General features: G+C 55.1%; 23 protein-coding genes, 1 tRNA gene and 1 pseudogene. 10 read left to right on the top strand and 15 right to left on the bottom strand.

The genetic code is table 11. The features are described 5' to 3' along the window. The 5 genes from RTK01_RS07855 to xdhA all read right to left on the bottom strand — a co-directional run. The coding region (locus tag RTK01_RS07855) for a cation transporter (RefSeq protein WP_312280448.1) at positions 1–334 on the bottom strand (334 nt) is incomplete at its 3' end. A gap of 398 nt (positions 335–732) precedes the next feature. After that, positions 733–1,344 (bottom strand): cytidylate kinase-like family protein, encoded by a 612-nt coding sequence (locus RTK01_RS07850; RefSeq protein WP_312280447.1) that lies wholly within the window; start codon positions 1,342–1,344, stop codon positions 733–735. 43 nt (positions 1,345–1,387) lie between these two features. Beyond that, entirely contained in the window at positions 1,388–1,900 is a 513-nt protein-coding gene (xdhC, locus tag RTK01_RS07845) for a xanthine dehydrogenase subunit XdhC (RefSeq protein WP_312280446.1), read from the bottom strand. Beyond that, the gene (gene xdhB, locus RTK01_RS07840; protein WP_312280445.1) at positions 1,900–2,781 is read right to left on the bottom strand and encodes a xanthine dehydrogenase subunit XdhB; all 882 of its coding nucleotides are present in this window, start codon (positions 2,779–2,781) and stop codon (positions 1,900–1,902) included. The genes xdhC and xdhB overlap by 1 nt, the downstream gene beginning before the upstream one ends. Before the next feature lie 15 nt (positions 2,782–2,796). Then, entirely contained in the window at positions 2,797–5,091 is a 2,295-nt protein-coding gene (xdhA, locus tag RTK01_RS07835) for a xanthine dehydrogenase subunit XdhA (RefSeq protein ID WP_312280444.1), read from the bottom strand. 115 nt (positions 5,092–5,206) lie between these two features. Between xdhA and RTK01_RS07830 the strand changes: the two genes are divergently transcribed. After that, complete coding sequence (locus RTK01_RS07830) at positions 5,207–5,803, top strand: nucleotidyltransferase family protein (RefSeq protein ID WP_312280443.1); 597 nt, start codon at positions 5,207–5,209, stop codon at positions 5,801–5,803. After that, the gene (gene crcB / locus RTK01_RS07825; protein WP_312280442.1) at positions 5,800–6,165 is read left to right on the top strand and encodes a fluoride efflux transporter CrcB; all 366 of its coding nucleotides are present in this window, start codon (positions 5,800–5,802) and stop codon (positions 6,163–6,165) included. Before RTK01_RS07830 ends, crcB begins: the two co-directional genes overlap by 4 nt. A gap of 40 nt (positions 6,166–6,205) precedes the next feature. On the opposite strand, the pseudogene xdh reads toward crcB, so the two are convergent. The 3 genes and pseudogenes from xdh to RTK01_RS07810 form a co-directional block, all read right to left on the bottom strand. Continuing rightward, positions 6,206–8,755 (bottom strand): annotated as a pseudogene (xdh, locus tag RTK01_RS07820) (selenium-dependent xanthine dehydrogenase). Between the two features lie 156 nt (positions 8,756–8,911). Further along, entirely contained in the window at positions 8,912–9,541 is a 630-nt protein-coding gene (locus RTK01_RS07815; RefSeq protein WP_312280441.1) for a thiamine diphosphokinase, read from the bottom strand. A 181-nt stretch (positions 9,542–9,722) separates the two neighbouring features. Continuing rightward, positions 9,723–9,902, bottom strand: coding sequence for a hypothetical protein (locus tag RTK01_RS07810; protein ID WP_312280440.1), 180 nt, complete (start codon positions 9,900–9,902; stop codon positions 9,723–9,725). Between the two features lie 140 nt (positions 9,903–10,042). Here RTK01_RS07810 and RTK01_RS07805 point away from each other — a divergent pair. The 8 genes from RTK01_RS07805 to RTK01_RS07770 all read left to right on the top strand — a co-directional run bounded on the left by RTK01_RS07805 (position 10,043) and on the right by RTK01_RS07770 (position 18,483). Continuing rightward, positions 10,043–10,116: transfer RNA gene (locus tag RTK01_RS07805), tRNA-Gln, on the top strand. A 659-nt stretch (positions 10,117–10,775) separates the two neighbouring features. Next, on the top strand, positions 10,776–11,258 hold the full coding sequence (locus RTK01_RS07800) for a hypothetical protein (protein WP_312280439.1): 483 nt from the start codon (positions 10,776–10,778) through the stop codon (positions 11,256–11,258). Positions 11,259–11,265: 7 nt separating this feature from the next. Further along, positions 11,266–11,847 (top strand): signal peptidase I, encoded by a 582-nt coding sequence (gene lepB, locus RTK01_RS07795; protein WP_312280438.1) that lies wholly within the window; start codon positions 11,266–11,268, stop codon positions 11,845–11,847. A 102-nt stretch (positions 11,848–11,949) separates the two neighbouring features. Then, positions 11,950–14,391, top strand: a complete 2,442-nt coding sequence (locus tag RTK01_RS07790; RefSeq protein ID WP_312280437.1) for a choice-of-anchor A family protein — start codon at positions 11,950–11,952, stop codon at positions 14,389–14,391. A 56-nt stretch (positions 14,392–14,447) separates the two neighbouring features. After that, the gene (locus RTK01_RS07785; RefSeq protein ID WP_312280436.1) at positions 14,448–15,962 is read left to right on the top strand and encodes a SpaH/EbpB family LPXTG-anchored major pilin; all 1,515 of its coding nucleotides are present in this window, start codon (positions 14,448–14,450) and stop codon (positions 15,960–15,962) included. Positions 15,963–16,050: 88 nt separating this feature from the next. Continuing rightward, complete coding sequence (locus tag RTK01_RS07780) at positions 16,051–16,902, top strand: class C sortase (protein ID WP_312280435.1); 852 nt, start codon at positions 16,051–16,053, stop codon at positions 16,900–16,902. Between the two features lie 5 nt (positions 16,903–16,907). Next, the gene (locus tag RTK01_RS07775) at positions 16,908–17,903 is read left to right on the top strand and encodes a Cna B-type domain-containing protein (RefSeq protein ID WP_312280434.1); all 996 of its coding nucleotides are present in this window, start codon (positions 16,908–16,910) and stop codon (positions 17,901–17,903) included. Then, positions 17,893–18,483 carry a sortase gene (locus RTK01_RS07770; protein ID WP_312280433.1) on the top strand — a complete coding sequence of 197 codons (591 nt, stop codon included), beginning with the start codon at positions 17,893–17,895 and terminating at the stop codon, positions 18,481–18,483. The genes RTK01_RS07775 and RTK01_RS07770 overlap by 11 nt, the downstream gene beginning before the upstream one ends. A 37-nt stretch (positions 18,484–18,520) precedes the next feature. Here the strand turns inward: RTK01_RS07770 and RTK01_RS07765 are convergent, their stop codons facing one another. The 7 genes from RTK01_RS07765 to RTK01_RS07735 form a co-directional block, all read right to left on the bottom strand. After that, on the bottom strand, positions 18,521–18,685 hold the full coding sequence (locus RTK01_RS07765) for a hypothetical protein (RefSeq protein ID WP_312280432.1): 165 nt from the start codon (positions 18,683–18,685) through the stop codon (positions 18,521–18,523). 355 nt (positions 18,686–19,040) lie between these two features. After that, the gene (locus RTK01_RS07760) at positions 19,041–19,757 is read right to left on the bottom strand and encodes a hypothetical protein (protein WP_312280431.1); all 717 of its coding nucleotides are present in this window, start codon (positions 19,755–19,757) and stop codon (positions 19,041–19,043) included. Then, positions 19,750–21,939: a hypothetical protein gene (locus RTK01_RS07755; protein WP_312280430.1), complete on the bottom strand. Its 2,190-nt coding sequence runs from the start codon at positions 21,937–21,939 to the stop codon at positions 19,750–19,752. Before RTK01_RS07755 ends, RTK01_RS07760 begins: the two co-directional genes overlap by 8 nt. Further along, a complete protein-coding gene (locus RTK01_RS07750; protein ID WP_312280429.1) occupies positions 21,936–22,802 on the bottom strand; it encodes an ATP-binding cassette domain-containing protein in 867 nt (288 codons plus the stop codon). Before RTK01_RS07750 ends, RTK01_RS07755 begins: the two co-directional genes overlap by 4 nt. Next, on the bottom strand, positions 22,799–24,067 hold the full coding sequence (locus tag RTK01_RS07745; RefSeq protein ID WP_312280428.1) for a S41 family peptidase: 1,269 nt from the start codon (positions 24,065–24,067) through the stop codon (positions 22,799–22,801). The genes RTK01_RS07750 and RTK01_RS07745 overlap by 4 nt, the downstream gene beginning before the upstream one ends. 89 nt (positions 24,068–24,156) lie before the next feature. After that, positions 24,157–25,680: an ATP-binding protein gene (locus RTK01_RS07740; protein WP_312280427.1), complete on the bottom strand. Its 1,524-nt coding sequence runs from the start codon at positions 25,678–25,680 to the stop codon at positions 24,157–24,159. After that, on the bottom strand, positions 25,664–26,329 hold the full coding sequence (locus RTK01_RS07735) for a response regulator transcription factor (RefSeq protein ID WP_312280426.1): 666 nt from the start codon (positions 26,327–26,329) through the stop codon (positions 25,664–25,666). The genes RTK01_RS07740 and RTK01_RS07735 overlap by 17 nt, the downstream gene beginning before the upstream one ends. Between the last annotated feature and the right edge of the window lie 218 nt (positions 26,330–26,547).

Below are 26,547 nucleotides of genomic sequence, written 5' to 3'. Positions count from 1 at the left end.
CCATGGATACATACAGCAAAATCACCGTAGTGACGATCGCGCCAATAAGGTTTCGCTTGGTGCGCTGAAGCTCCAGCGCGCCTTCGTCAATCTCTTCCTTCGGCTTGGCCTGCCCGCGCTCCTCCTTGGGTTTGCAGCCAAAGCCCGCCTTTTCCACTTTTTTGACGATGTCCTCCGGCGCGGTTTGGCTCTCGTCGTATTCAATGGACAGCACGCCGGTGGTGAGATTTACCTCGCTGCGGGAAACTCCCGGCAGCTTCCGGGTCACCCTTTCCACGGACGAGCTGCACGCTGCACAGTGCATTCCGATGATATTATAAGCTTCCTTGCGCATAATTGGCTCCTTTCTCTGTTGGGGAATATACCCCTTGGGGGTATTTTTTACACCCTCATCATATACCCCGAGGGGGTATATGTCAAGGAGGTTTTTTTGTTTTTGAGGAACTTTCTATGCGCAGTCTGCCCCGAAACAAAGCAGTTCACCCGCTTTGCGGAGATTTTTGGAAAAGGCTGCTTGCCGGGGACGCTTTCGGGTGGGGTGGTCAGTCGGTCACGGGACGGGCATGGCCGTTGGGCTGCTTGAAATGGGACGGGTTTGCTTCCTGCGTATAGGTCTCCCAAATGCGAAAAAAGGCCGGAGCAATTTGCTCCGGCCTTTTTAATGCTCTAATGCTGCGCCCGCGAACAAAGCCAACGGCTTTTCAGGACGGCGGAATTTTTCTGCGGATTTTATCAGCGTTCCTTCATCCGAATCAAAGTTTCAATCAGCTCCACAGTGCCCTCGTACCCGAAAATGCTGCTGTCCAGACAGAAGTCGTAGCTGTCCACAGCGCCCCACTTTTTGGCGGAGTAATACTCGTAGTAGCTGGCGCGGCGTTTGTCCGTCCGCAGAATCTGCTGGCGGGATTGCTCTATTTCAAGCTTTTGCCGCCGGGCCTCCACGGCAATCCGACGATCCAAAGGCGCGTGGATAAACAGATTCAACACGTTGTCCCGATTCTCCAGCGCATAGTCCGCGCAGCGGCCGATGATGACGCAGGGACCGTCGTCCGCAACGCGGCGGATGGCGCCAAAGGTGGCCTGATACACCTGCTGCTCCAGCGAATCGCTGACGCCCGCGCCCGGCAGCGCAAACATGTAGGAGTCCATGGCGATGGAATATAGCAGGCTTTTTGGGCGTTCGTCAAAGCTATCGAACAGTTTTTCGTTCAGGCCGCTCTCTTCCGCCGCCTTGCGCAGCAGTTCTTTGTCATAGAAGGGGATCCCCAGCTTTTTTGCAAGGCGCAGGCCGATTTCCCGGCCCCCGCTGCCAAGCTGGCGGCCGATGGTGACGACGGTTCTCATAAAAGTGATTCCCCTCTCTTGCGGCAACGCCTGGCCGGTTGGGTCAGTTTTCTTCGGGTATGGGTTTTCCCAGCCTGCGGTACATCGTCTTTTTCACCGCCCGCAGAATATTTTCATACCCCGTGCAGCGGCACAGATGGCCCGAAAGCAGCTTACGCAACTGGTCGTCCGTATATTCCTCGCCGGTTTCCAGAATCTCCACGGCGGTGAGAATGAAGCCCGGGGAGCAGAAGCCGCATTGAATGGCGGCTTCGTCCACAAAGGCCTGCTGAATGTCGGCCAGCTCACCGTTGGGGCCTAACAGACACTCCAACGTGCGGATGGACTTGCCATCCGCCCAAACCGCAAGGTAAATACAAGAGTTGAACGCCTCGCCGTCGATGAGGACGTTGCACGCGCCGCATTCGCCCACCTCGCAGCCTTTCTTCACCGAGGTCATGCGGAAATCGTTGCGGAGCATATCCGTCAGGGATGCCCGTGTGTCCACCACTCGCTCGACCTCCTTGCCGTTGAGGGTGAAACGGACGGTTTTATACTGCATTACATGCTTTTCCATCACAGTGCACCTCCCGCCAGCCGAACGCTCTCAATAAATCCTCGTTTGGCGCTTTCCACGGCGATGTGCAGCCGGAAATCCCGGCTGGCGCGCCAACTGTCTCTGGGGTTAATATCCTCTTTCACCGCCTGGGCAAACCGCTCGGCCAATTCCTCGGATACCGGCTGACCATTTGCGGTTTTCTCCGCTGTTTCGGCCCGCAGGGGAATAGGACCTGCCACGCCGAAGGCCACCCGTGCCCGCTCCACGGTCTTTTTGTCGGAGGACAGCCGCACGTTTACGGAGGTGCCAAGCGTTGCGATGTCCATGGCGTTGCGCATGGCGTATTTGATATAATGGCCATAGGCGTTTTCATAGCTTTCCCGGGGAATCAGAACGGCGGTTTGAATTTCGCCCTCCCGGATATCCACCTTACCGGCCTTGATATAGAATTCCTGAATGGGCAGGCGGCGCACGCCCTCCGGCCCGGTCAGTTCAATCACCGCGTCCCAGGCGAACAGCGTGGCGGCGGAGTCGGCAGAGGTCACGCCGTTGCAGGTGTTGCCTCCGATGGTGCCGATGTTGCGAATTTGCGGCCCGCCCACCTGATCCACCGCCTGACCCAGCACGTTGACGTATTGCTGAATCAGGGGGTGCTTGGTAATGTGGGAAAAGCTGGTGAGGGAGCCAATGCGCAGCGTGGCGTCCTCTTCCAGACAAACGCCACGCAGAGCATTGATGCCATAGATGGAAATCAGCTCCGCACCGGCCCGCTTTCCCTCCCGCATCTGGACCAGCACGTCGGACCCGCCGGCGATAATCTGGGCCTGCGGATGCTCCATGCGGAGTGAGACGGCCTCTTCCACGGTCATTGCCTCGTAAAGGGCTTTCATGTCATACATATCGTCTTCCTCCTCTCAATCCTGAATCAGCCCCGCCGCGCGGAACTCCGCGTACAGCACATGGGGCGTGATGGGGCAGCGGTCAATGGATACGCCGGTGGCGTTCAAAATGGCATTGCGGATGGCCGGTGCGCCGGAGCAGGCGGGGGGTTCGCCCAGTGCCTTGGTTCCGTATGGGGAGGTAGGCTCCGCGTTTTCCACAAACTGCCCCTCCAGATGGGGATGGTCCAAGAAGGTGGACAGTTTGTAGTCCAGCAGGTTGTCGTTCAGGGGCTTTCCCGTCTTCTCGTCAAATTTCAGTTCTTCCGACAATCCGTAGCCGATGGCCATGGACATACCGCCGTGGACCTGCGCCTCCGCCAATTGGGGGTTGATGAGGGTGCCGCAGTCGTGGACATTCACCAATTCCAAAAGCTTCACCTTGCACATGGGGATATCCACCTCCACCTCCGCAAAGGAGCAGCCGAAGGAATAGGCGTTGGTTCGGATGCTGGCGGTGGTTTCGGCGGTGATGTGGTGGCTGTCGTTCACGGAGTACAGCGCCTCCATCGCCACGTCTCCCAAGGTTTTCAAAATCCGTCCGTCAGATTTGCGGACAATATTGCCGTCTGCCAAATCCAGATTGGAAACCGGCATGCGGGTTTGCTCATGGGCGATATCCAAAATCCGCTTCCGCAGGGCAAGGCCGGTCTGCATGATGGAAAAGCCGCCGATATAGGTCTGCCGGGAAGCGTAGGCGCCCGTACCGAAGGGGGTGATGTCGGTGTCCTGCGTAGAGACGACGTGGACGTTTCCCACAGGCACGCCCACCGCGTCGGCCACCATCTGGGAGTAGGCGGTGTCGCAGCCCTGACCGATTTCCGTCTCTCCGGTCTGGAACTGAAGGGACCCGTCCTGATTCAGCACCATCCGGCAGGAGGAGCTTTCCATGGAAATGGGCCACACGGCGGTGTTGTACCAGAACACCGCGCAGCCGATGCCCCGGCGGATGGGGCCGGTCTGGTTCTTATATTCCTCGTATTTGCGCTGGAAGTCAATGTAGGCCATGCCTTTGTCCATGCACTGATTGAAGGTGTCGGTATACAGCTCGTTTTTGGAGAAGGCGTCCACATACCCGACAGGCATCAGATGCGCCCGGCGGTAAGCCACGGGATTCTGGCCCACCGCTTTTGCCACGTCCTCAATGTGGCTTTCTCCGGCGAACATGGCCTGCGGGATGCCGTAACCCCGCATGGCGCCTGCGGCGGGCCGGTTGGTGTACACCGACCATGCGTCGCACTCCACGTTGTCGCAGGGGTAAAGCTGGGGGAACGCGCCCATGCCCTTGGCCACCACGCCGTGGCCGTGGGAGGCGTAGGACCCCTGATTGGAAAATGCCTCGAACTTCCGGGCCACAAGCGTTCCGTCGGGACGAACCCAAGAGATGATGTGGGTGCGGATGGCGTGGCGGACGCGGTTTGAGACAAACGTCTCCTCCCGGGTGCAATCCAGCTTCACAAGCCGCCCGCCGACCATGGAGCTGAGCCACGCGCACAGGGGCTCGTACAGCGCGTCCTGCTTGTTGCCGAAGCCGCCGCCGATATAGGGCTTGATGATGCGGACATTGCCCCATGGAATGCCCATGGCCTGCCCCACTACCCGGCGGACAATGTGGGGAATCTGGGTGGAAGAAACGACCACCATCCTGCCTGCCTCTTCATAGGCGAAGCAGCCGTGGTTTTCAATGTGGCAGTGCTGAACAGTGGGGGTGTCGTACCAGCCCTCCACACGGATCAGGCCTGGCTCCTGAATGGCGGCCTGATAGTCGCCGCGTTGAATCTCGGTGTGGGCAAGGATGTTTCCGGGGTAGTTTTCATGAATCTGGGGCGCGTCCGGCTCCATTGCCTTCTGCGGGTCCAGCACAAAGGGAAGCTCCTCGTATTCCACCTTGATGGCCCGGATGGCCTGCATGGCCGCCACCTCGTCCTCCGCCACCACGGCGGCCACGTCGTCTCCGTAGTACCGCACATGCTGGTTCAGCAGCTTCCGGTCCGCCACGTCCTGATGATGCGGATCCATGGACCAAGGGTGGCCCGCGGTGGGGAAGGGGATATCAGGTACGTCGAAGCAGGTGAAGATTTTCACCACGCCGGGAATGCCCTCCGCCTCGCTGATATCAACGGACTTCACGTATCCGTGGGCGATGGAGCTGTGCTTGATTTTGGCGATCAGGGCAGAGCCGTCGCACAAATCATCCATGTATTTTGCACGGCCCGTGGCCTTTTCGTATGCGTCCACGCGCACGATGCTTTTGCCGACGCTTTTGCTCATGGTTTGGCCTCCTTTTTATTAACTGAACCGTTCCCGCCCCCTTGACTGGCCATGGGAAAAGTGGATATACTATGGGGTAATATGAAAAACCAAAACGAAGGTTGAGGGTTCCCGTATGAAAAAACCGGGCTGTGTGGTGCTGGCGGCTGGAAACGCCAGCCGCTTTGGGAAAAATAAGTTGGAAGCCGCGCTGGACGGACGTTCTTTGATTCTGCGCTCTTTGGAGACCGTTCCAACGGAGTGCTTTTCCTCCGTGGTGGTGGTCACCCAGTATCCGGACGTTCTGAAGCTGGCGGGGGAGTTTCACTTCGCCGCCCTGCACAACGACAAGCCTGAGCTGGGCCTGAGCCGCTCCCTTCAGTTGGGGCTTACGGCGCTGCGGGATTGCACCGCCGTGTGCTTTCAGGTGTCGGACCAGCCGCTTCTGCGGCGGGAATCCGTGACGGCGCTAGTGAATTTCTGGCGTGAGGAATCGGAGAAGCTTGCCGCCCTTTCCCACGGTGGCGTTAGGGGCAACCCCTGCATCTTTCCCGAGAAGTTCTATCCCGAGCTGATGGAGCTTTCCGGTGATGTGGGCGGCGCGGCGGTAATCCGCCGCCACGAGGATGAGCTGCGGCTTTTGGAGGTTCCCCCCGGGGAGCTGTGGGACGTGGACACGCCGCAGGCGCTGCGCCGGGCGAAGGATTTGCTGGGAGAGGGGAGCATCCTATGAATTTTCTGGTTGTGGGCCTTGGCGGCGGCTTGGGGGCTGTCGCCCGATATGGGATCGGGCTGCTCCCATGGCGGGGGAGCTTTCCCGTTTCAACGCTTCTTGTGAATCTTTTGGGCGCGGTGGTCATCGGCTTTCTCACCGGCTATGCAGTCCGCCGCCGGATGGATGGACGCCTTCTGCTCTTTTTGAAGACCGGGGTGTGCGGCGGCTTTACCACCTTCTCCACCTTTTCGCTGGAGTCGGTGCAGCTAATTGCCGAGGGGAATCGCGGACAAGCCGCGCTGTACATATTCCTCAGCTTAACAGGCTGTCTTCTGGGGGTCTGGCTGGGTCAGGCCCTGAGCCGGACTCTGACGCAATAAAAGTGGAAGCCCCCGGCGGTCCTCCCTTGGGAGGGCCGCTTTATTTTTTCGCGTAAGGCGTGTTCTCCAACGGCAGACTGCTGCGGAATACCCCGTCGTACCGGAAATAGGCATCCGCGATGGCAGGCGCGGTGGGAATGGAGGTGATTTCACCAATGCCGATGGCCCCCAGCGCCACGTTCAAGCCCGGTTTTTCCACAATCAGCGCCTTCACGTCGGGAATCTGGTTGGAGCGCAGCAAGCCCAGAGTGCCGTACCTAGCAAGAGGCTTACAGTCTTGAAGAGGATACTTCTCGGTCAGCGCGTAGCCCATGGACATCACCACGCCGCCCTCAATCTGCCCCTCCACGGAGGTGGGGTTCACAGCCCTGCCCACGTCGTGGGCCGCCACAATCTGCTTGACCGTTCCGTCGTCGTTGAGAATGCAGATCTGCGTGGCGTAGCCGTAGGCCACGTGGCTCACTGGGTTGGGCACGTCCGCGCCCAGAGGGTCGGTCTTCGCCAGATATTCTCCGTAAAATTCCTGTCCCTCCAAATCCGGCAGCGTTTTTCCATTCAGCGCGGCGCAGAGCTGGTCACAGGCACGAAGACAAGCTTCGCCGGTAATCAGGGTCTGCCGGGAACCGGAGGTGGTGCCGGAGTCGGGGGCAAGATAGGTGTTGGATCGCTCGTAAATAATGTCGTCCCGCTTGAGGCCCGTTTTTTCCACGGTCATCTGGGTCAGGACTGTGCCCAGTCCCTGCCCGATGCAGGACGCACCGGCAAAAATGTGGAGCTTTCCGTCTGTCACTGTCAGCTTTACCCGTCCGGTGTCGGGGATGCCCACGCCCACGCCCGCGTTTTTCATGGCGCAGCCGATGCCCACGTATTTTGCCGCGTCATAATAGGGCTTCACGGCCTCCAACGTTTCGGCAAGGCCGGTGGATTCGTCCACAAGCTGGCCGTTGGGCAACTCCTGCCCGGGGCGAATGGCGTTGCGCCAGCGGATTTCCCAAGGAGTGATGCCCACCAAATCCGCCATCTGGTTCAAAAGGCTTTCCACGCAGAAGCAGGTCTGGGTCACGCCGAAGCCCCGGAACGCGCCGGCGGGGGGATTGTTGGTGTAATAGGCCCAGCCGTCGATTTCAAAATTCTGATAGTTATACGGGCCGGAGGCATGGGTGCAGGCCCGCTCCAAGACAGGCCCGCCCAGTGACGCATAGGCCCCGGTGTCCGCGATGACCTCCGCCGCCACGCCCTGAATGATGCCGTTTTCGTCGCAGCCCATGGAAAACTCCATTTCCATGGGGTGGCGCTTGGGATGGATGAGAAGACTCTCCGCTCGGGAGAACTTCACTTTTACCGAGCGCTTAGTAAGATATGCCACCAGCGCCGCGTGGTGCTGGACGCTTACGTCCTCCTTGCCGCCGAAGCCGCCGCCCACCAGCAGGTTTTTCACCTTCACCTTTTCGGCAGGCAGGCCAAGCATTCCCAAAATCTCGTGCTGGGTGTCGTATGCGCCCTGATCCGTGGACCAGACCACAACGCCGTCCTCCTCGGGGAAAGAGACGGCGCACTCCGGCTCCAAAAATGCGTGCTCTGTCCAGGGCGTTGAAAAGCGTTGGGTCAATATATGCTTCGATTTGGCGATGGCCTCCGCCGGGTTGCCCCGCTGGATATGCTTGTGAGAGAGGAGATTGCCGCTTTTGTGAACCAGCGGCGCGTCGGGCAGCATGGCGTCTCTGGGGCTGCGGACCATGGGAAGCTCCTCATAATCCACCTTTATCAGCGCCTTGGCCTGCGCCAGAATATCCTGCGTCTCGGCGGCCACCACGCAGATGGCGTCTCCCAGAAAGTGGGTGATGTCCCCGACGGCGATCATGGTGTCCCAGTCCTTTGCGAGGTGGCCCACCTTGTTCTGTCCGGGGATATCCTCTGCTGTGAAAATGCCCACCACACCGGGAAGGGCCTTGGCTTCTTCCGTATGGATGGCCAGCACCCGCGCCCGGGGTTAGGCGCTGCGCAGCGCGCTGGCGTAAATCATTCCGTCCAGCTACACATCGTCGGTGTACAGCCCTGTACCCGTCACCTTTTCCCGCACATCGACACGGGGGACCCGGGCGCCAAGGCCCCAGTCCTCGGGCGGCGCGGGAATCTCTCCGGTGCGGAGCACCTCCGCCGCCAGCAGGATCCCGTCGATAATTTTTACATACCCAGTGCAGCGGCAGATGTTGTTGCGGATGGCAAAAGCCGCCTCCTCCCGGGTGGGGCTGGGGTTGCCGTCTATCAGCGCCTTGGCCGAAATCACCATGCCCGGAATGCAGAATCCGCACTGCACGGCCCCCGCCGTGCCAAAGGCATAGGCAAACGCGTCCTTTTCAAAGTCGCTCAGGCCCTCCACCGTTACGATGTTTTTCCCCTCCAGCTTGTCGGTCTGGGGAATGCAGGCCTTGGTGGGCTTTCCGTCCACCAGCACCGTGCAGGTGCCGCATGCGCCTTCGCTGCATCCGTCCTTTACGGAAGTCAGATGCAGCTCGTCCCGCAGGAACCGGATGAGCTTTTGGTTGTTCGGCACGGTTACAGCTTTGCCGTTTACGGTAAATGTTGCCATCGTGTATTCCTCCTTCAGCTCCGTGCCCGCCCCGGTCCCACGGCTATCAATGGGCCGCGCTTTCATTTCCGAAAGGTCAACCTTTGAGGCAATTATACAATACCTTTTTGTCCGGTGCAATCTTTGTTTATGCAGTTCGTTATACCACTTGTAGTATCACGAGTTGTGGTGGGCCAACTCCCAGCCCACCAGCAGCGCGCCCCGGCGGACTGAGATCACAGCCTCGGACTCAAGGAAATGATTGCTGACGCCCAGCGGAAATTCCGGCGTGAGCACGGCATTACTCAGGAGATACTGAAACCCCGTCTCGTCTACGCCCTCCGCCCGAGCCCCCAGACAGAACGCGGAAAACAGGCCCCACTCCACCTCTTTTTGTATGGTGAGGGACTCGTTTTCAATGGCCGTCCAGAGGAAATCGTCGCCGTACAGCCACCCCCGGGCCCCTTTGCGGCGAAGAAACAGCAGGGATTGAAGGTTTGCCAGAGTGTGGTCCAGTCGTTTCCCGCCGGTAAATCCGTAGAGGTAAAACGTGTCGCATTCCTTCTCAAGCCCGGTTTTCAAAGCCAGCATGGCGTCGGTGTCGTCTTTTTCCACCGGGGACCGGTGTACAGCCACGCCCGACGGCTCCTCCATAGAGTCAAAGTCCCCAAGCACAAGGTTCGGCGCGATGCCAAGCTTTTGGCACAGAAGATAACCCGCGTCGGCGGCAATGATAAGGTCGCCGGGGGCGGGACGCTCCCGCAGGCCGTAAAAGCTGCCCGCGGCGAAAATAAAACAGCGTTTCATAGGTACTTCCTCTGTTTCTTCCGATTTCGGGCAGGCAAAGGATTTGCCTGCCGGTTTTTACCGAATTGTATCACAATTTACGCCCATTGACAAACCCAGAGTGGACAAACAAACCCCGGCTCCGCCGAAAGCAGAGCCGGGGTTTTTCGGGGAAATTCCGCTTTTTTGGCGTGGGCAGGTATTACATAATGTGTTCTTCGCAGAAATTGTCCACTACCCGCACGCCCATCTCGCCCCGATTGGCCACGGGGAAGAGTGCGATGCTCGTCGGGTCAAAGGCTGGGCAAAGCCGATTTTCCGGCTCCAGGCGCAGGGCGGGCGCGTGCCTGACGGAACGGTCGGGCCGCTGTTTTTTGCTCATAAAATCACCCTTTGCTAGTTTGTGACCGGGTGCAAAAAGTATTCCAGGTATTTTTTTTAAAAAGGGGTTGACAACTCCGGAATTTTTTGTATAATAATATCTGTTCGCTGCGCAGATTGCTTGCACTGCGGACGGCAGATAGCGGGTTTGTGTAATGGTAGCACGCCGGACTCTGACTCCGTCTGTAAGGGTTCGAATCCTTCACCCGCTGCCAAAAGAAAAACTCTTGGAACCATTGAATTACAGTGGTTCCAAGAGTTTTTTTATGCTGCTTAGGACTGCACTCCGCTTTTTATTATTCCCGTTTGAGCCTGTTTGCATCTTATTTTAATGTTGCAAATTTGTTGCACTCATTTAAACTAATTAGTCGTGAGTTAGATTAATGGTATGCACCTGGATTAAGTTAGAACCAACATGAATAATGGAATATGCAGTGATGTTTTTGGTACGTCCCTCGGTGGATGCCAGCTATAGAAAGAACTAATCAAATGATAAGGTAAAGAAAACCACTCGCCCTACAAGGGCGAGTGGTTTTGGCTTATCCGTTACTCACGGCTTATCACGCAGCCGAATAGGTCGTTTACGAAAATAACATTAAAAAACAAGATGCCTATGGAGAATGTTTATACTCAGTCCAGAATAAGAATAGAAGGCAAATTTATATGCTAAGCAAAATAACCCACCATTAGTATAGGGTCGGCGGGCAGTCACAGGAATACAGGAGGCTTCAACGAAAGCGAAATTAAAAGTCTAATAGATATATCTTGAAAAAATAGGCACGGAAGCCTTTTATTAGGAACTGTACAATCATAGATCGCTGCGCAGCAGAAAATTGCCACAAAACAGAGGTGTGGCGCAAGGAGTGTAGAATCAATGACAGATATTGAAATCAGGCATCTTAGCAAGACGGAGCTGTTGAGTATCCTGCGGGATCAGGAAGCTGAACTGGAGCAGCAGCGGACACAGATTGCAAAGCTGCAATCTCAGCAAAAAGCCCAGATCATCCAGGTGGAAGAGTGCGGATCCATCGCAGAGGCTTCGCTGCAAATCAATCGGATTTTTCAGGTGGCGCAGGCTTCGGCGGATCAGTATCTTGCCAGCATACGCCAAAAAGAGGTGGATGCGGAAAAGAAAGCACGCCAGATGGAGACCGAGACAAACGAGCGGGCGGAAGCGCAGATTCGGGCCACCGATATAATATGCCGGCAGGCGGAAGAGGAGAGCCAGAGAAAGGCTGCGGCTTTCTGGGATGCTCTGCAACTGCAACTGGATCAATTTTACAACAGCCATGAGGGATTAAAGGATATGCTGACAGCATGCGGATTTGATATACAGATTCCCAACCGGGGCAATTGAGTAAGAGATGGGAACGCAGAAAAACACACGTCCTACGCTGGTACAATTAAACCAAGAATTGGATCGGCGCCACCATAAAAAAGTATTTAACCGGGCACTGCGAGGCACAGTCTGGACTTTGGTGGTTGTGGCCGCGGTAGCCATTATCTGCTCAACGTTCTTTTTTTCAGTCCTTCAGATCGAAGGCAGCAGTATGGAGCCTACTTTGAACGAGGGGGAACTGGTGGTCGCATCAAAGTCAAAGCATTTTCAGCGGGACGATATTATCGCTTTTTATTACAATAATAAAGTTTTGTTGAAACGAGTGATGGGTTTCCCCGGCGAGTGGATTAGTATTGATCAAAACGGAATTGTTTACATAGACGGGCAGGCGCTGGAGGAACCTTATGTTCAAGAGAACGCGTTGGGACAGTGTGACATTACGCTTCCCTGCCAGATTCCAGAGGAGCGCTGGTTCGTACTCGGCGACCATCGGGCAACGTCGGTAGACAGCCGTTCCAAGGTAATCGGAAACGTTGCAGAGGAACAGTTGGTCGGAAAAGTAGTCTTCCGGATCTGGCCACTTTCTAAATTAGGACCTGTCAATTGAGTATCTAGTTCTTCAGGAAGGGGGTGGGATTGGTTGTTACAAAAATATAATACGGAGAGCCAGCTCATGGTTTTTATTCAGAAACACAAAAGATGGAAAAAAATGTTTTGCACTCTGTCCATTTTATCGTTTTTAGTGGCTATGAGCACTTTTCGTCTGCTGACGCTTCCTGCTGTGACGCTAACTGAAGATCCAAACACCATGGAGACCAGCAAGAATTCAGCTTCCTCTGAGGAAGCTCTGCCCGGAGAAGATGCGGAAAACACGGATGAAGCGACGGGGACCGGGGATGTTGCCTCCGGCACGGAGCCGGAGGGAAACACACCCGGTACGGAGCCGGGTACCAATGAGGGAGACACGCTCGGCACGGAGCCGGGTATCAATGAGGGAAACACACCCGGCACAGAGACGGGTACCAATGAGGAAGACACACCCGGCACAGAGACGGGTACCAATGAGGGAGACACGCCCGGCACGGAACCGGGTACCAATGAGGGAAACACGCCTGGCACGGAACCGGGTACCAATGAGGGAAACACACCCGGCACAGAGCCGGGTACCGGTGAGGGAGACACACCCGGCACAGAGCCGGACACACCCGGCGCAGAGCCCATTCCCGGTGCTGAAGCGGAAAAAAACACCAATCCCGGCATTCCGCTCGACAGTTTGATCAAGGCGCCAGAGATCATTCAACCGTCTGAATACACCTATGACGACGGGAACGGGCTGACGGTCACAGCAGTCCCGCAGGATCCCGACTCCATTCCAATGGACGCCGAGTTCCACGCGGGTCGGATCACGCAGGAGAGCGCCCCGGACCGCTATGCCCAGCTTCAGCAGTTGCTGGTAGAGGAAGGTGGCCTGGTCAGTTCCACGGGGTTTAGCGCCTATGACATCTATTTCCTTCTGGATGGCCTGAAGGTGGAGCCGGACGGGAGTGAGGTGGGCGTAACCATTGTGGATACTACGGACAGTGCCGTTGCACCGGAGGAAGCCCAGGTCTTTCACGTTTTAAACGAGAACTCAGATCCCTCTCTCCAGAAGCTCGCAGTGGAGAAAACTGCGGGCAGTTCAGCGGACATGTCGGACGCGGATCAGGGCATCACATTTACAACGGACAGTTTCTCAACGTTCGCGGTGGCGCCTAAGCTTCCCGTCAGCAGCACGCTGACTTATAAGCGGGTTCCTTCGGATGCGCCTGTTTTTACCGATTCCGAATATAATGTTGGCCGGCCGCTTGGCATTGCGGGACATTTCAGCCTGGTCGCTTTTGATACCTTATACATAAGCGCGGATTGTAACGGGAACATACTGGCGCAAACCTTAAGCAAGGTCGGGGACTTTGGAACAAAGGGCCTGTCCCCGCTCAGTGAAGTCAGCTATGTTCAAAATTATCCGAACTTGAATGCCAACGGTCCCAGAGACAACGAGCTGCTGGTGTTGGGCTCCGATAATGCGGTTGACACCACGGATGGCGGGACCCACTTTACGGTTAAAGGCCACAAATTATCTAACGCAACGGCCCTTTGGCAAGATTATGACACAAGCAGCACGCCATTCATTGATCTCCAAGCGGTAAAAAGCGAAGCAGAGGGCTTATCGTACAGTTTGTCCGCTATACTCGATCAGAATATCAGAGTCTCCCTTGTGAATAGCGGAGACCAGACAAAAAGTGGTGTGACGCTGACCGACCCGGGCGGCGTCGGTGTCTACAACACCACGGCAAATGCTTTGAGCGCATACAATTACTGCAACGTCCGCGGTCTTACGTTTAATGGTAGTGCGCTTTCAGACGGTACGATGATTATCAACGTGGATTGCACAGGATGGAACTCGCGTACATTTAACATGCCGGAATGTAAGATTTATTCGGAGTCCGGAAATGCTCTGAATTTCCAGGAGGTAACGACTTTCACAAACGGAAGAGTCCTCTGGAACTTTACAAACTGCAATGGAATGACGATCAGCACAAGACTGGAATACTGCTCCATCCTCGCGCCGGGAGCAAACATCATAGTTAACCATAATATAAACGGCACCGTTATTGGCAACAATGTTACGATCAAAGCTGAAAACCACCGCGACGATTTTGTCGGTAAGCTTCCGAAGTCGTGCGACTATACCGTTAACAAGGTATGGAAGGACTTAAACGGCAATGTGCTGACCACTGGCGACCTCACGGACTGGAGCGTTGAGGTGGAGCTGCGAGACCAGGGCGATAACCTCGTGGATAAGCAGATCTTAAGCAACAGCAACAATTGGAGATATACCTGGTCTGATCTAGACCAGAACAAAACATATACGGTCGTGGAGATTGGAGTCTATCAGAATGGAAATCCCACCAACCTGATTGGCCAGTTCACCCCCACCTCCGTCGATTCCGGCGGCAGTTGTACGATTACCAACAGCAAGACGAATTTTTATGAACTACCGGACACCGGCGGGTCCGGAACCTATCTCTACACTGCCACCGGACTGAGCTTTCTGCTCCTGTCTTCCATTCTCCTATGGAAAAAGAAAAAGAAACGGAGGAACGCGGCATAACTGTATCTCTTGGATTCTCAACAAAAAAGTTAGTATAGTGGAAAAGGGGAAATTCGATGAAACCATTGAGAAGAGCATTCAACTTTTTACTGGCAGCGGCTTTGATGCTGGCGCTGACCATTCCTGCATTCGCAGTCGACTATTCCATTGATGTTGAAAATGATGCCAGCAAGACTGGGGTATCAATCGACGGGAATACCTACGCAGCCTATAAGATTTTCAACCTAGTTTACGATACGACCAAGACAGCTTTTTCCTATACGGTGGATAGCGACTGCCTGAGCGTTACATACAATGGTTTTTCGGGTTCTGCTCTAATCAACTGGTTGTCGACGGCATCAGATGCGGACGTCCGCAGCTTTGCCGACGCTGTCTACACAAATTATATTGCGGGGAAGTCAGTGGTTCCGGCCGGCTTTGCCACAGCCAGCGGTGAAAGCGCCTCGATTCCTTTGACTTCCGCCGGATACTATCTGGTTTACGGCACCGGCGGCAGTGGAGATGCCACGGTGACCGCCTCTGTCTCCCTGACCACCGCAAAACCCACCGCAACCATTCAACCAAAGCTGAGCGTGCCCTCGCTGACGAAAGAAATTCAACACAATGAATTGAGTTCTTGGGGCAATGTGGGAGACAACCAAATCGGTGACACAGTGCACTACCGTACGATCACCTCGGTGCCCGATACCAACAATTACACCACCTATACCTATGTGATCCACGATACCATGAGCGACGGCCTCACATTTGACCCCAGTTCCCTGGTTATCAAGATCAATGACGAGGACAGCAAGGTATTGACACTAAACACCGACTATACGATTACATCCGATGCACATTCCTTCACGGTTGCCTTCAGCAATGTAAAAGCTCTCATCGCGGCCCAAAGCCTCACTACGACTGATAGCTTCTATGTTTACTACAACGCTACTTTAAATGAAAGTGCGAAGATCTACACAGATGGTTCCAATGACAACACCGCTTATCTGGAATACAGCAACAACCCCTATGATGACGGTCGCGGCGAGACGCCGCCGGTGAAGGTTTATGACTGGACCTTTACCATGGATGTAAACAAGACGGATAAAGATAGCCACCCCTTGACAGGCGCGGAGTTTATCCTGAATACGGACAGTAATTCAGCCAATAGCCCCATCGCGCTGATCAAAAGCGGTAACAGCTATACGATTGCGCCCTCCGGAACAACCGGTACTGTCACCACGATTTCCGCGGGTTCCATCGTGATTAAGGGTCTGGACGATTCCACCATCTATTACCTGCACGAGACAAAGGCTCCCGACGGTTATAATCTGCTGCCCGATCCCGTCAAAATTCAAATCAGCGCAAGTTATGATGCTAACGGTGCGCTGCTCAGCAATTCTCCCACGGTTTCCGTGGACGGTGGAGCCGCAAGCAGCACGCTAAGCACCAACGTCGTGAACCTGACTGGCAATGAACTGCCCTCCACCGGTGGCATGGGTACCACGATCTTCTATGCCGTCGGCAGCACGCTGGCGGCCGGCGCCGGGATTATGCTGATTGCCCGTAAGCGTGTAAAGAACGAAAACTAATCGACTTTTTCTATAATAATTCTAATATGAATACTGCTCCGATTGGGGGAAGTATTACTTTCCTCCAATCGGAAGCAGGGAGAAACCTATGAAAAAGCACTACCCTACCATGATCTTAATATTTGTTTTTTTAGTGGGTCTCTCCGTGCTGCTCTATCCCAGCGTCAGCAATTATTACAACTCTTTTCACCAAAGCCGGGCTGTTGCCAGTTATGACTCAAGCATGGGTAAGCTAACGGAACAGGACGTTATAGATTCTCTTCAGGCGGCACAGGCGTATAACGAAAAGCTGCTCAATCAGGGTGAAAGATGGTTCACATTGACAGATATACAAGAGGCGGAGTGTAATGGTTTACTTAATTTAGATGGGAACGGTATGATGGGCTATCTTTCTATCCAAAAGATTGGGATCCGACTGCCCATCTATCACGGCACCTCCGAGCCGGTACTGGCCGCCGGCATCGGGCATCTGACGGGTTCTTCGCTTCCTGTGGGCGGAATAGGAACCCATTGCGTACTTTCCGGTCACCGAGGACTGCCTTCGGCAAAGCTTTTTACCAATCTTGATGAGTTGGATATCGGCGATACTTTTTCCATTACGGTTCTGCATGAGACATTGACCTATACGGTAGATCAGATTTTGATTGTGGAGCCGAACGAGGTCTCGTCACTGGACATTGACCCCAACGAGGATTACTGCACGCTGGTTACCTGTACGCCTTATGGAATCAACACACAGCGTCTTCTGGTTCGCGGGCATCGGGTAGAGACACCCGACGAGACCTATATTGCCGCAGACGCAGTACAAGTTGATCCTTTAATAGTGGCACCCGTAATTGCCGCACCCATTTTGCTGGTCTTGCTCATCTGGCTGTTGGCCGCTCCGGGTAAAACTGGAACCGCTCAAAAAGGCCGAGAGAAAGAGAAGGGAGGCGAATAGCCCATATGAAATCCATCCTGAAAAAGCTGCTTCATTTGGCTGCGCTGCTGTGTATCACCGTCTCCCTCACAACCACGGAGGCCTTGGCGGACAGCTCCCCGTATTCTATTACGCTGAACTGCATGTATGGTGGGACTGCAATTTCCGGCGCGACGTTTCATATTTACCGGGTTCTGGAGAAATCCGGCGACTCCTATGATCTAACCGATGATTTTAAAGATTCAGGGGCCAACATCAAGGCGGGTACCGACAACAAAATCAACTGGGCGGACGCTGCAAACACGCTGGCTGTTTACGCCCGGGCCCACAAAACCTCGATTCACCCCTCCGACGCGCCCTTGGCTTCGAACAGCAGCGGCAACTGCACGTTCACTCTGAATCAGGAGGGCACCTATCTGATCTTTGGCGATTCCTTGTCGACAAGCAGCGGTACGTATTCCTTCAGCCCATCTCTGGTCACCCTTCCGGATTCCAATGAAAAGACGACGACCACCGCCACCGTCAAAGTGTCCTACCAGCCGTACACGTCCCCCGGCAGCGACCCCATCAACGTTACGGTTCTGAAGATATGGAATGACGGCGATGAAGGGGACCTTCGCCCAAATTCCATTATGGTTTCCCTGCTCCGTGACGACAGAGTTTTTTATACCGTGCGGCTTTCACAGAGCAATAACTGGAGATATGCCTGGAACAATCTCTCCACCGGATATACCTGGTCCGTGATTGAAGACACCGTTCCCGACGATTATACGGTTTCGTATTCGAAGGAGGGGGCGATCTTTACAATTACCAACATGTATACGACAAATATCACTCCACCGGTGCTCCCAAAAACCGATGAACCAACAACGGCTGACTTAGCGCCGGAACTCATACCCCTGGCAAGCCTTCCCCAGACCGGGCTGCTGCAATGGCCAATTCCGATGATGGCGGTTCTGGGGATCATGCTGTTCAGCCGCGGCTGGTGGGAGCACTATAAACGGCAAAACCATGAAAATTAGACGGGATATCGTTTTGATGGCTGCCGGCAGCCTGTTGTTGGCGGGTTCTCTTTTTCTAATGACGTTCAACTGTATGGAAGAGACACTGGCTGACCGTCAGGCTGCGGAAACGGTACAGGTTTTGACCCAGCAAATTATTCCGGAGCTGCCTGACAAGACAAATACCGAGACCACCGCCAAACAAATTCAGTCGGTCAGCGTGAAGGACGAAAGTTACATCGGCGTGCTGGATATTTCCACGCTGGGGCTCTCTCTGCCGGTGATGGACAATTGGAGCTATCCAAAGCTGAAAAAAGCGCCCTGCCGCTACTCCGGTTCTTTTTTGACGGATGATATGATTATTGCCGGCCATAACTACAAGCGGCATTTCAGCCTACTTAAGCAGTTAAAGCAGGGTGATTTGATTACTTTTACTGATGTAGATGGCTTTGTTTATAGCTATCAGGTAGTAACTGTGGAGACCCTGGCATCTTCGGACATGCAGGGTATGAGGTCTGAAAATCCGGGCTTGACGCTTTTTACCTGCACTTATGGTGGGAACAGCCGTGTTGCCGTGCGGTGTGAACGGGGGAGTAGCTAATATCAATTGAACAAAGGATATTTTTCTGCGGTGACATTCAGAGAGACAAACGTGCAAAAAGCCATAGCACGGCGCGCTGAATTTTTCTGAGATTCAGCGCCAGAATGGACATAGCAACGCTGTGGGCGATGGTTTGGCGCAGCATGGTCATAATCAGCCCCAAGCCGCACTTGCGCTTTTCCAGACTGAACCGCCGTTCCAATTCAACCCGCTCGCATTGTCCAAAAAACCCCGAGTTTTGGCTTGAATCTCATCCTTCTTCGGCTTGTCCAGCGCCGGGCCGGAGAGTCGGATGCCGCTCTTCCAAGAGAATTTCTATTTGACGTGCAGGGGGTCACAGGAGTGTTTATAGCTGTAATAAAGACCGCTCGTCTTTGCAGACGAACGGTCTTTTATACTTATCCACTACTCACGATTTATCATGCAGCCGAAAAGGCCATTGACAAAAACAAACCGTATTTGTTCGGATACGTCTCTTGTTGTGTCATTAGGTGTACTCATAATTTCTCAGTTCATTTTGCTCAGAAACGAAAGATGCGTCACACACCCCTGTTTGCTCAATTTCTGCAAAGTCTAACTCTTTTGGATACCATAGTTTGAAGCAGTAATCCGATACCAACAAGCAGCACAGCCAATTTTCCAATTGCTACGGATGGCGGCATGGAGAATGCGGGGTCAAGCACACCGAGGGTAAGAGGATATTCCGTAAACAGCGACGCTCCGTATAAATCGCCCGGCAGGAATTCGACTCCAAAGGTCAGGGCCATGAGCACAAACAGCGTCCACGAGTGCAGGCCGCCTGCCACCGCGCCGACCCCCAGCAGCAGAGCGGCCGGCGGCACCAATGTAATAACGGCCACTAGCAGCAGCAACGCCACAGGGACAGAATCGCCAAAGAGTGTCAACAGGAAGCTGATACCAAGCATAGTCAGCACCACGACCAACGAGAGCCACGCGGTCAGCGCCGCCAAATATTTTGTCAGCTGATAGCGTTCCCGCCTCACGGACGCGGCGTCCGTCAGACTCTGCACCCCACGCGCCTGCGCATTGCACAGATTCCAAAGGAAAAACAGAAGCACCACGCCAAGCAGCGGCAGCAGTCCGGTCAGATAGGCACCGAAGCTCCATGGGGAAAAGGGCGCGGTATTTGCTACGCCCAAAATGGTGACGTTGTTCAAAAGCTGCCAGCCGTACCACAGAATAACCGTACCAAAACCGAGATAAAATTTACTGCCCAGCATCCGGCGCAGTTCATAGAGAAATATCTTACTCACGTCCAACATCCCCCTTCTCCAGACCGCAAGCGGTCAGAAAGTCATTCAGGCTGATATACGGCGGCAGCTCCGTTCCGCCTTCAGTGAAGAGCTGGGCCCAGACCCCGTCCAGCGTCTCCTCCCCAATCAACTGCGCCGCGCGGTAAATCATCAGCGCGTTGCCGTCATACCAGTTTGCCCCATCGGCGTTGGCTCGGATGCTGGATTGCAACCGCTCCGGCAGAAGCTCCACATACTCCGGATACCGCTGGTAGAAGGATGCATTGAGATTGTCCATCGTGTTTTCCCATTTCTCAACATAGTTTTTCCGCGCGTATTCCTGCCCCTTAATCTGGCACATCAGGCGGTAGGTTGTGTAGACGGTGATGCCCTCGTCGTTCCAGGCGCTGTCCTCCATGTCCATCAGCATTGCACCCAGCCCCCACCACTGGTGGATAATCTCGTGGGCCAATATCTCCGCGCTTCCCGGACCCTTGTCCGGGTCGTTGAGATTTTCGTCGCTGAAGTAGCTTTCGCCCATGCCGCTGATATTACCCGTGGCAAAACCTCCGAAGTTGAAGGCCGTGGTCTGGATGATCTGGAAGCCATCGGAGCTTAGAAATTTTGAGCCATAATGAGCCGTACAATACTGCACCGCCTGCTCCATCAGCTCCAGCGCACCGTTTTCCAGCCGGGACTGATACTTTTTGCTATAATAAAACGGAATGGCCGTTCCGTCGCCCGCATCCAACTCCTTGCAGACGTAGTCCCCCGCGTAGAGGAACAGCCGATCGGTACCCGTATCCTCCATGCTCCACGTCACCGTTCCGTCGTCGTTTTTGGAGAGCCGGGTAAGCGTCCCGCTCCCCACAGGCGTAAGGTCGCTTTGCAAATCAATCGACAGGGAAACCTTCGCGTCGTCGGGAATCAGTACGCAGCCTGACACCACCGGCGCAAGCGACCGGCTGGTCATAGTGACGCTCTCGCTGCTGATGACATCCGCACCAAGGGCATATTCCTGCTGATTCCACATCTGTGCCATGCCGCCGTACTCCACCCTCAGGTCGATTTCTGCGTCTGCGGGAAGTGTGCAGCGCACCTCGTGGGCGGCGATGCTGTCATTTTTTAAATCCTCCCATGCAATCGGCTCTCCGTTGGCCGTAACAGAGCGGATGGCATGACCGGATTTCAGGCTTAAGTACAACTCCTGCGCTGCGCCGGATGCGTTTTGAATACGATACTCCGCCACCCCTGACATCGTTCCCAGCAGATAGCTTTCGATTTTCACATTCAGTTGCGTGCTTTGCAGCGTCAGGAATGCGTTGCTGCGGTCCGGCTCCGCGTCCATCAGCTTCTGCCAGTTGGCGGGGGTGTGATCAACAAAGGGCTGGTAGCACCACAGCAGACTCCCGCCGCAGAGCAGCATCACGGCCAGCAGTGGCAGTGCCGGCTTGCGAGCATGTCGGAGAAACGAGCCAAGCAGCCCCTTTCCGTATTGCCTCACGCAAAGCAGGGACAAAAGCCATGCGCCTCCCAGCAGGCACAGCCAGACCATCCGGCTGTAGATGGCCGTGCGCCAAACGATGGCGCTGCCAAAGGCGTCGGATAGCGTAGGTACCAGCGGTACGTTCCAGTGCAGCAGAAAGAAACCGCTGCAAATGGAGCTGCGCGTGAACACCCATGCGGCCAAAATGGCAACAAGGCTCACATCCAGCCGACGGGTCAGATGCCAGAGAGCGGCGGCGGCAAGGACGCCCATTACAGGTCCGGAGAGCATAAACAGCAGTACCGCCAGCACATAGTCGGACAGAGAAAACACGATGTCCAGCTTCCATGCGGTATAAGGCAGATACAAAAGGCCGATGGCCACTGATGAACCCAGCGCCGCCGTCAGCACCGCAATCAGGCGTGCGGCACATATGGCCATGGGACTAACGATGGCGTCCGTCAATGCATTCAGGCCATTCTTGCAAGCCTGCTGCAAGGTAGTCAGCATCAGAATCGCAAAGCACAGCGTCCCGGCGATACCGCAGGTGAGCAGAGGATTGGCAAGGTATAGCGCCGCCATGGTATCCCCAATGGTTGGCTGAAAAAACTGATATCCCGCCAAGGGGGCCAGAGCGGTCAGCGCACACGCCAGCCAGGTCAGGCGGCTGCGCGCCACCCGACCCAGCTCCACGCGGGTCAGAGCGGAAAATTTCATTGCGCCCCGCCCTCCCTGGTGATGAGGAACAGGTATGCGTCTTCCAACGTCGGCTCCATCGCCTGCGCCCCGCCGGGCAATGTCTCCGACACACCGCGGCAAAGCACCCCTTGGGCTGTGTTGACCCGAGATGTAATATGCAGGCTGGGATTTTCACTGTCGCCCCGCTGTTCCAGAAACATGCCAACATGGCCCTCCGCTTGCCGGATGAGGGCTTCCGGCGTGCCGGTAAAGAGAATCCGCCCCTGATCGATAACAATGAGCTGATTGCAGACTGACTGTACGTCTTCGATGATATGAGTGGAGAGGAGTACCAGCTTATCCTGCGCCGTTTCCGAAAAGAAATTGCGGAAGCGAATGCGCTCCTCCGGGTCCAGGCCCACCGTCGGTTCGTCAAAAATTAAGAATTCAGGGGTTCCCAAAAGGGCTTGGGCAATGCCCACCCGCTGGCGTTGGCCGCCGGAGAGCGTACGGATTTTGGCCTTACGCTTTTCCGTTAGATCCGTTGCTGTAATGGCCCGCTCGATGGCATCTCTGCTGTTTTGAATGCCCTTCAGGGCCGCCATATAGTCGAGAAACTGCCAGATGCTCAGCTCGTCATAGAGGCCAAAGTGCTGCGGCAGATAGCCAAGGCTAGATTTTAACTGCTTTTCGCAGGCTGTCAGCGGCGTGCCATCCACGGAGATACTTCCGTCGGTAGGCAAAAGCGCCGCCACCAGCAGCTTCATCAATGTGGATTTTCCCGCGCCGTTGGGGCCAAGCAAACCAATGAGACTGGGCGTCTCCATTTGCAGATTTATGTCCCGCAGGGCTTGCTTGCCCGTGGGGTAGGTCATATTCAGGTGATCAATTGTGATGTTCATGGTTCGATTCCTTTCTGTGCGTTGATGGCACGGAGCGCCGTGACAAGTGGATTTTCTCCGTCGGCGGATACGATATCCGGCGTGGTGCCAGTCTCCTCATTGCTGCTGCCGTCCACGTTCAGACCAAACAGGGCGGTGAACTGGACGAGGATGCCGCTGTTTGGGAGCTGAAGGAAAATCGGATCAATGCCGATGCCGTCGCCGCTGGTCTGCGTACCCACCAAGGTGGCAAACCCAGTGTCTTTGCAGAAGATGGAAAACGACTCTGAGGCGGAATAGACTGCATCGCTTACAAGCACCCAAATGCGGCCGCGGAACGGGCTGCGCCGGACAGCGGGGACAACCGTGTGATCGATGGTGACATAGTGGGTTGCCAGCGCCCGGTCCGCAGCATCCAGCTTTGGCAGGTCCGGCAGCTGGGCGATGGTATATAGCTCACTTGCGGAAAAGACGTTTTCCAGATAAGGCGTATTATTTTCGCTCATCCGCACCAGCGCGGTGTGGCTGGCACTCAAGGTTTTTTCAATATTGGGCGCGACAATCAATTGCTCCCAATAGTCCTCACTGCCGCCGCTGTTTGTCGTCAGGTCGAAAATTAGATCGTCGCAATTGGCGCATTGGGCATAGAAATCTGCAATGGCTGCACCGTCTGTCTCCATATTCCCGGAGAAGCTGTTGATTTTCAGATAACCAATATTGCCCGGCAGGATCATGGACGTCACGGTGTCAGGGGTGTCTGCCACCGGCGTGCCGCCGTCCTCGTCCCCACCAAGCAAGCGGAGCAGGTTGTCCAGCTTTTGATACCCGCTTGCGGTCTTTTCACTTTTCAGAACCTCTGCCCAGCGGCCCCGGTCAGCATCCTGATAAGCCGCCAGATTCTCGACATAGGATGCATAAGTGTCCGGCTCCACGATCCACAGATGACCGTTCGCGCCCAGCCGCCACAGTGCGCTGTAAATAGCAGAGTAGAAATCCACGTCACTGTCACTGTCCGACACTAACTCCTTATATTCCTGATAGATGGCGTCCACGTCCACACCCTCACGCTCCAAAATTCCCCAGCAGGGATAGCTGTCCCGGAGTGTGGCCCAGAGGGCTTCATAGTCCTCCATACGCTGCTGTGCTGTCAGGCCCAGCGCGTGAACAGCCTGTGCAGAGACACCGCTGTTCGAGGGTGTTTCCGCCGGTTCCGTCGGGTTTGCGCCGCAGGCGCAGAGACCGGCCGCCAGAATTGCCGCGGCCGCCCAGATGGTCCATTTTTGCATAAAAAACTCCTCTCTAACGAACTGTGTTTCATACTACACAGCTCGTTTGGAGAGGAGTTGTATTTTAGATGGAGTTTGTGTGAAGTAATTTACGGCTGCGGCGGAAAGAGCACAGTTGCCCTGACGCCATCGTCGGTGTTGAAAATCTCGTACGCCGCGCCATGTCGGTCCAGAATCATGCTCACAAGATACAGGCCAAGGCCACTGCCGCCGGTCTCCCGGCTACGGGATGCTTCTACACGGTAAAAGGCTTCAAACAGATGCGGCATCGCTTCCTCCGGGATATGCGCGTTACTGTTCTCCACGCCGAGCTGTATCCCCGCTTCGTTCAATTCCAGGCAAACAGAGATGCAGGAGCCGGGCGGTGAATAGTTCATGGCGTTGGTAAGCAGATTTAGGATAGCGCGTCCTATCAGCGTTTCGTCCCCCATGACTGTCAGGCACTGCGCGATTTCTGCGTGGATGGTCTGCTGGCGCTGAATGGACAAATCCTCCGCAAGCTCGATCTGTGCCTTGAGAAGGCCGGAGAGCAGTACCACTTCCCGCTTGACCGCGCCGCCTGAGCGTTCCATCCGCGAGATGGTCAGCATCTCCTGCACCAGCGTTTCCATCCGTCCGGTGACGGCGAGGGAGCGAGCCAGATATTTGTCCCGATCCTGATAGACGTCCACCCCAGCCAGCATCCCGGAAAGCTGCCCACGCAGTACGGTGATGGGCGTTTTCAGCTCATGGGAGGCGGCAGCGAAGAAGGCAGTGCGCTGGCGCTCCAGCTCTCGTTCGTAGTCAATGTCCTCTTGCAGTGCTGCGTTGGCGGTTTTCAGATCCGTCAACGCCGTGGACAGACTGTGGGACAGTTCATTCAGGTTTTGTCCTAAAATGCCGATCTCGTCTCCTCGATTTTCTCCGCACTGCCATGAAAAATCCAGATCCGCCATCTTCTGCGAAATCCCGCTGATCCGGACGATGGGTCTTGTAATATAACGGGAGTAAAAAAGGGCACCCAGCAGGGAAATGGCAAGGATGACCACCGCAAGCCACGGCAGCACCCGCCCCATGGCCTCCACGGTCTGGTTAACCGCCGCGATGCTTACCGTCACCATCAGCTCATACATCTCGCTGCTATCGGCAAACGCAAACGGAACATTCCAGTCGGAATTGGAAATAGCCACCGCCGTGACGATGCCAGCGAGCCCGCCCAAAGGGGAATCCTCACTCAACGCTGTGGCCGTTTGCGTATCGGATGCTATGAATTCATCCGATACCGTCGTGGTGGTGACGTCACTCCATGCAGTGGCCGTGTCCTTGGTCACAAAGTATGTCGGCACATCTACGACCTTGCCGATTGCGTCGGTAATTGTCACATCGGCCCCTGTGTCCATGCGAAAGCTGTCCAGCAGCGGGCCGCTTTCCTCCAGCGTGGTGCTCTGCAGCTGGTTGGCCAGTTGATACGTCTGTTCCTCCAGTGCGTCTGTTGCAATGGACTGATAGGTGATGGGCGTGGCCCAGGCGATAAATAGATAGGTGACGCCGCAGGCTGCGAACAAAATCAGCGCGGTGATGAAAAAAATTCGCAGAGTCAGGCTGGAACGCACCCTTTCAAAGCACTTTTTCAATTCGGTATCCCACCCCTCGCACAGTTTCGATATGATCCCGCTCCAGCTTTTTTCGCAGGTTTTTGATGTGACTGTCCACAATGCGCTCGTCGCCCAGAAAATCACAATTCCATAACCGCCCCAGCAGCATGGCGCGTGTCAGTACCCGCCCCTGATTTTGCAGCAGCTCCCGCAGTAGCTCAAATTCCCGGGTGGTCAGGTCTAATGGGCGGCCGTCAACGCTGGCACGGTAGTCATCCAAATCAAGGGTGATGTCCTTGTAGACGAGCTGATGGGTTTCCGTCTCTCCGTCTGTCCGCCGAAGCACCGCAGCAATTTTCCGCAGCAGAATCTGGGTGGAAAAGGGCTTGGTCACATAGTCGTCAATTTGCAGGTCAAAGCCCCGAAGCTGGTTTTCCTCCGCGTCCAGCGCGGTCAACATAATAATGGGTACCGTCGATTCCCGCCGCACCAGTTCGCACACGCCGTATCCGTCGATCTTTGGCAGCATCAAGTCCAGCAATAGCAGGTCCCATTTTTCTTTGTGAAAAAGCTCTAGCGCCGCCACGCCGTCCCCGGCGGTGCCTGTTTCATAGCCGGCGTCCCGCAGATAGGCGCAGAGCAGCTCCTGAATGTCCGGCTCATCTTCTATAATTAAAATCCGCTTCATCGTATCACTCCTACGGGCAGTATAGCACGACTTTTTGAATTTTGTATGGATTTGTATAAATACGCCGTGGAAACAGAAACAGACGATAGATGCTCTATATAGGTATCTGGCTGCTTCTGTTTTGATAATACTGACTGTTAGACTTGCTGTTTAAATTTTGGACGGTTGATTGTAAATGAAGTTGAACAGTTGAAAAGAAAAGCCCACGGTGATTTTTC

Source organism: Oscillibacter sp. (assembly GCF_031978065.1).
In the GTDB taxonomy this organism is placed as follows: Bacteria; Bacillota; Clostridia; order Oscillospirales; family Oscillospiraceae; genus Oscillibacter.
Note: the sequence above shows the minus strand (reverse complement) of the source record. Positions and strands in the feature narration are given on the sequence as shown.

Excerpts from the sequence above, each read along its gene's own strand:
- RTK01_RS07810 (WP_312280440.1), bottom strand. The coding sequence starts at position 9,902 with ATGAGCAAAAAACAGCGGCCCGACCGTTCCGTCAGGCACGCGCCCGCC.
- xdhB (WP_312280445.1), bottom strand. The coding sequence starts at position 2,781 with ATGTATGACATGAAAGCCCTTTACGAGGCAATGACCGTGGAAGAGGCC.
- RTK01_RS07775 (WP_312280434.1), top strand. The coding sequence starts at position 16,908 with ATGAAATCCATCCTGAAAAAGCTGCTTCATTTGGCTGCGCTGCTGTGT.
- RTK01_RS07785 (WP_312280436.1), top strand. The coding sequence starts at position 14,448 with ATGAAACCATTGAGAAGAGCATTCAACTTTTTACTGGCAGCGGCTTTG.
- RTK01_RS07745 (WP_312280428.1), bottom strand. The coding sequence starts at position 24,067 with ATGCAAAAATGGACCATCTGGGCGGCCGCGGCAATTCTGGCGGCCGGT.
- RTK01_RS07850 (WP_312280447.1), bottom strand. The coding sequence starts at position 1,344 with ATGAGAACCGTCGTCACCATCGGCCGCCAGCTTGGCAGCGGGGGCCGG.
- xdhC (WP_312280446.1), bottom strand. The coding sequence starts at position 1,900 with ATGGAAAAGCATGTAATGCAGTATAAAACCGTCCGTTTCACCCTCAAC.
- RTK01_RS07790 (WP_312280437.1), top strand. The coding sequence starts at position 11,950 with ATGTTTTGCACTCTGTCCATTTTATCGTTTTTAGTGGCTATGAGCACT.
- lepB (WP_312280438.1), top strand. The coding sequence starts at position 11,266 with ATGGGAACGCAGAAAAACACACGTCCTACGCTGGTACAATTAAACCAA.
- RTK01_RS07815 (WP_312280441.1), bottom strand. The coding sequence starts at position 9,541 with ATGAAACGCTGTTTTATTTTCGCCGCGGGCAGCTTTTACGGCCTGCGG.
- RTK01_RS07800 (WP_312280439.1), top strand. The coding sequence starts at position 10,776 with ATGACAGATATTGAAATCAGGCATCTTAGCAAGACGGAGCTGTTGAGT.
- RTK01_RS07750 (WP_312280429.1), bottom strand. The coding sequence starts at position 22,802 with ATGAACATCACAATTGATCACCTGAATATGACCTACCCCACGGGCAAG.
- RTK01_RS07735 (WP_312280426.1), bottom strand. The coding sequence starts at position 26,329 with ATGAAGCGGATTTTAATTATAGAAGATGAGCCGGACATTCAGGAGCTG.
- RTK01_RS07780 (WP_312280435.1), top strand. The coding sequence starts at position 16,051 with ATGAAAAAGCACTACCCTACCATGATCTTAATATTTGTTTTTTTAGTG.
- xdhA (WP_312280444.1), bottom strand. The coding sequence starts at position 5,091 with ATGAGCAAAAGCGTCGGCAAAAGCATCGTGCGCGTGGACGCATACGAA.
- RTK01_RS07770 (WP_312280433.1), top strand. The coding sequence starts at position 17,893 with ATGAAAATTAGACGGGATATCGTTTTGATGGCTGCCGGCAGCCTGTTG.
- RTK01_RS07755 (WP_312280430.1), bottom strand. The coding sequence starts at position 21,939 with ATGAAATTTTCCGCTCTGACCCGCGTGGAGCTGGGTCGGGTGGCGCGC.
- crcB (WP_312280442.1), top strand. The coding sequence starts at position 5,800 with ATGAATTTTCTGGTTGTGGGCCTTGGCGGCGGCTTGGGGGCTGTCGCC.
- RTK01_RS07830 (WP_312280443.1), top strand. The coding sequence starts at position 5,207 with ATGAAAAAACCGGGCTGTGTGGTGCTGGCGGCTGGAAACGCCAGCCGC.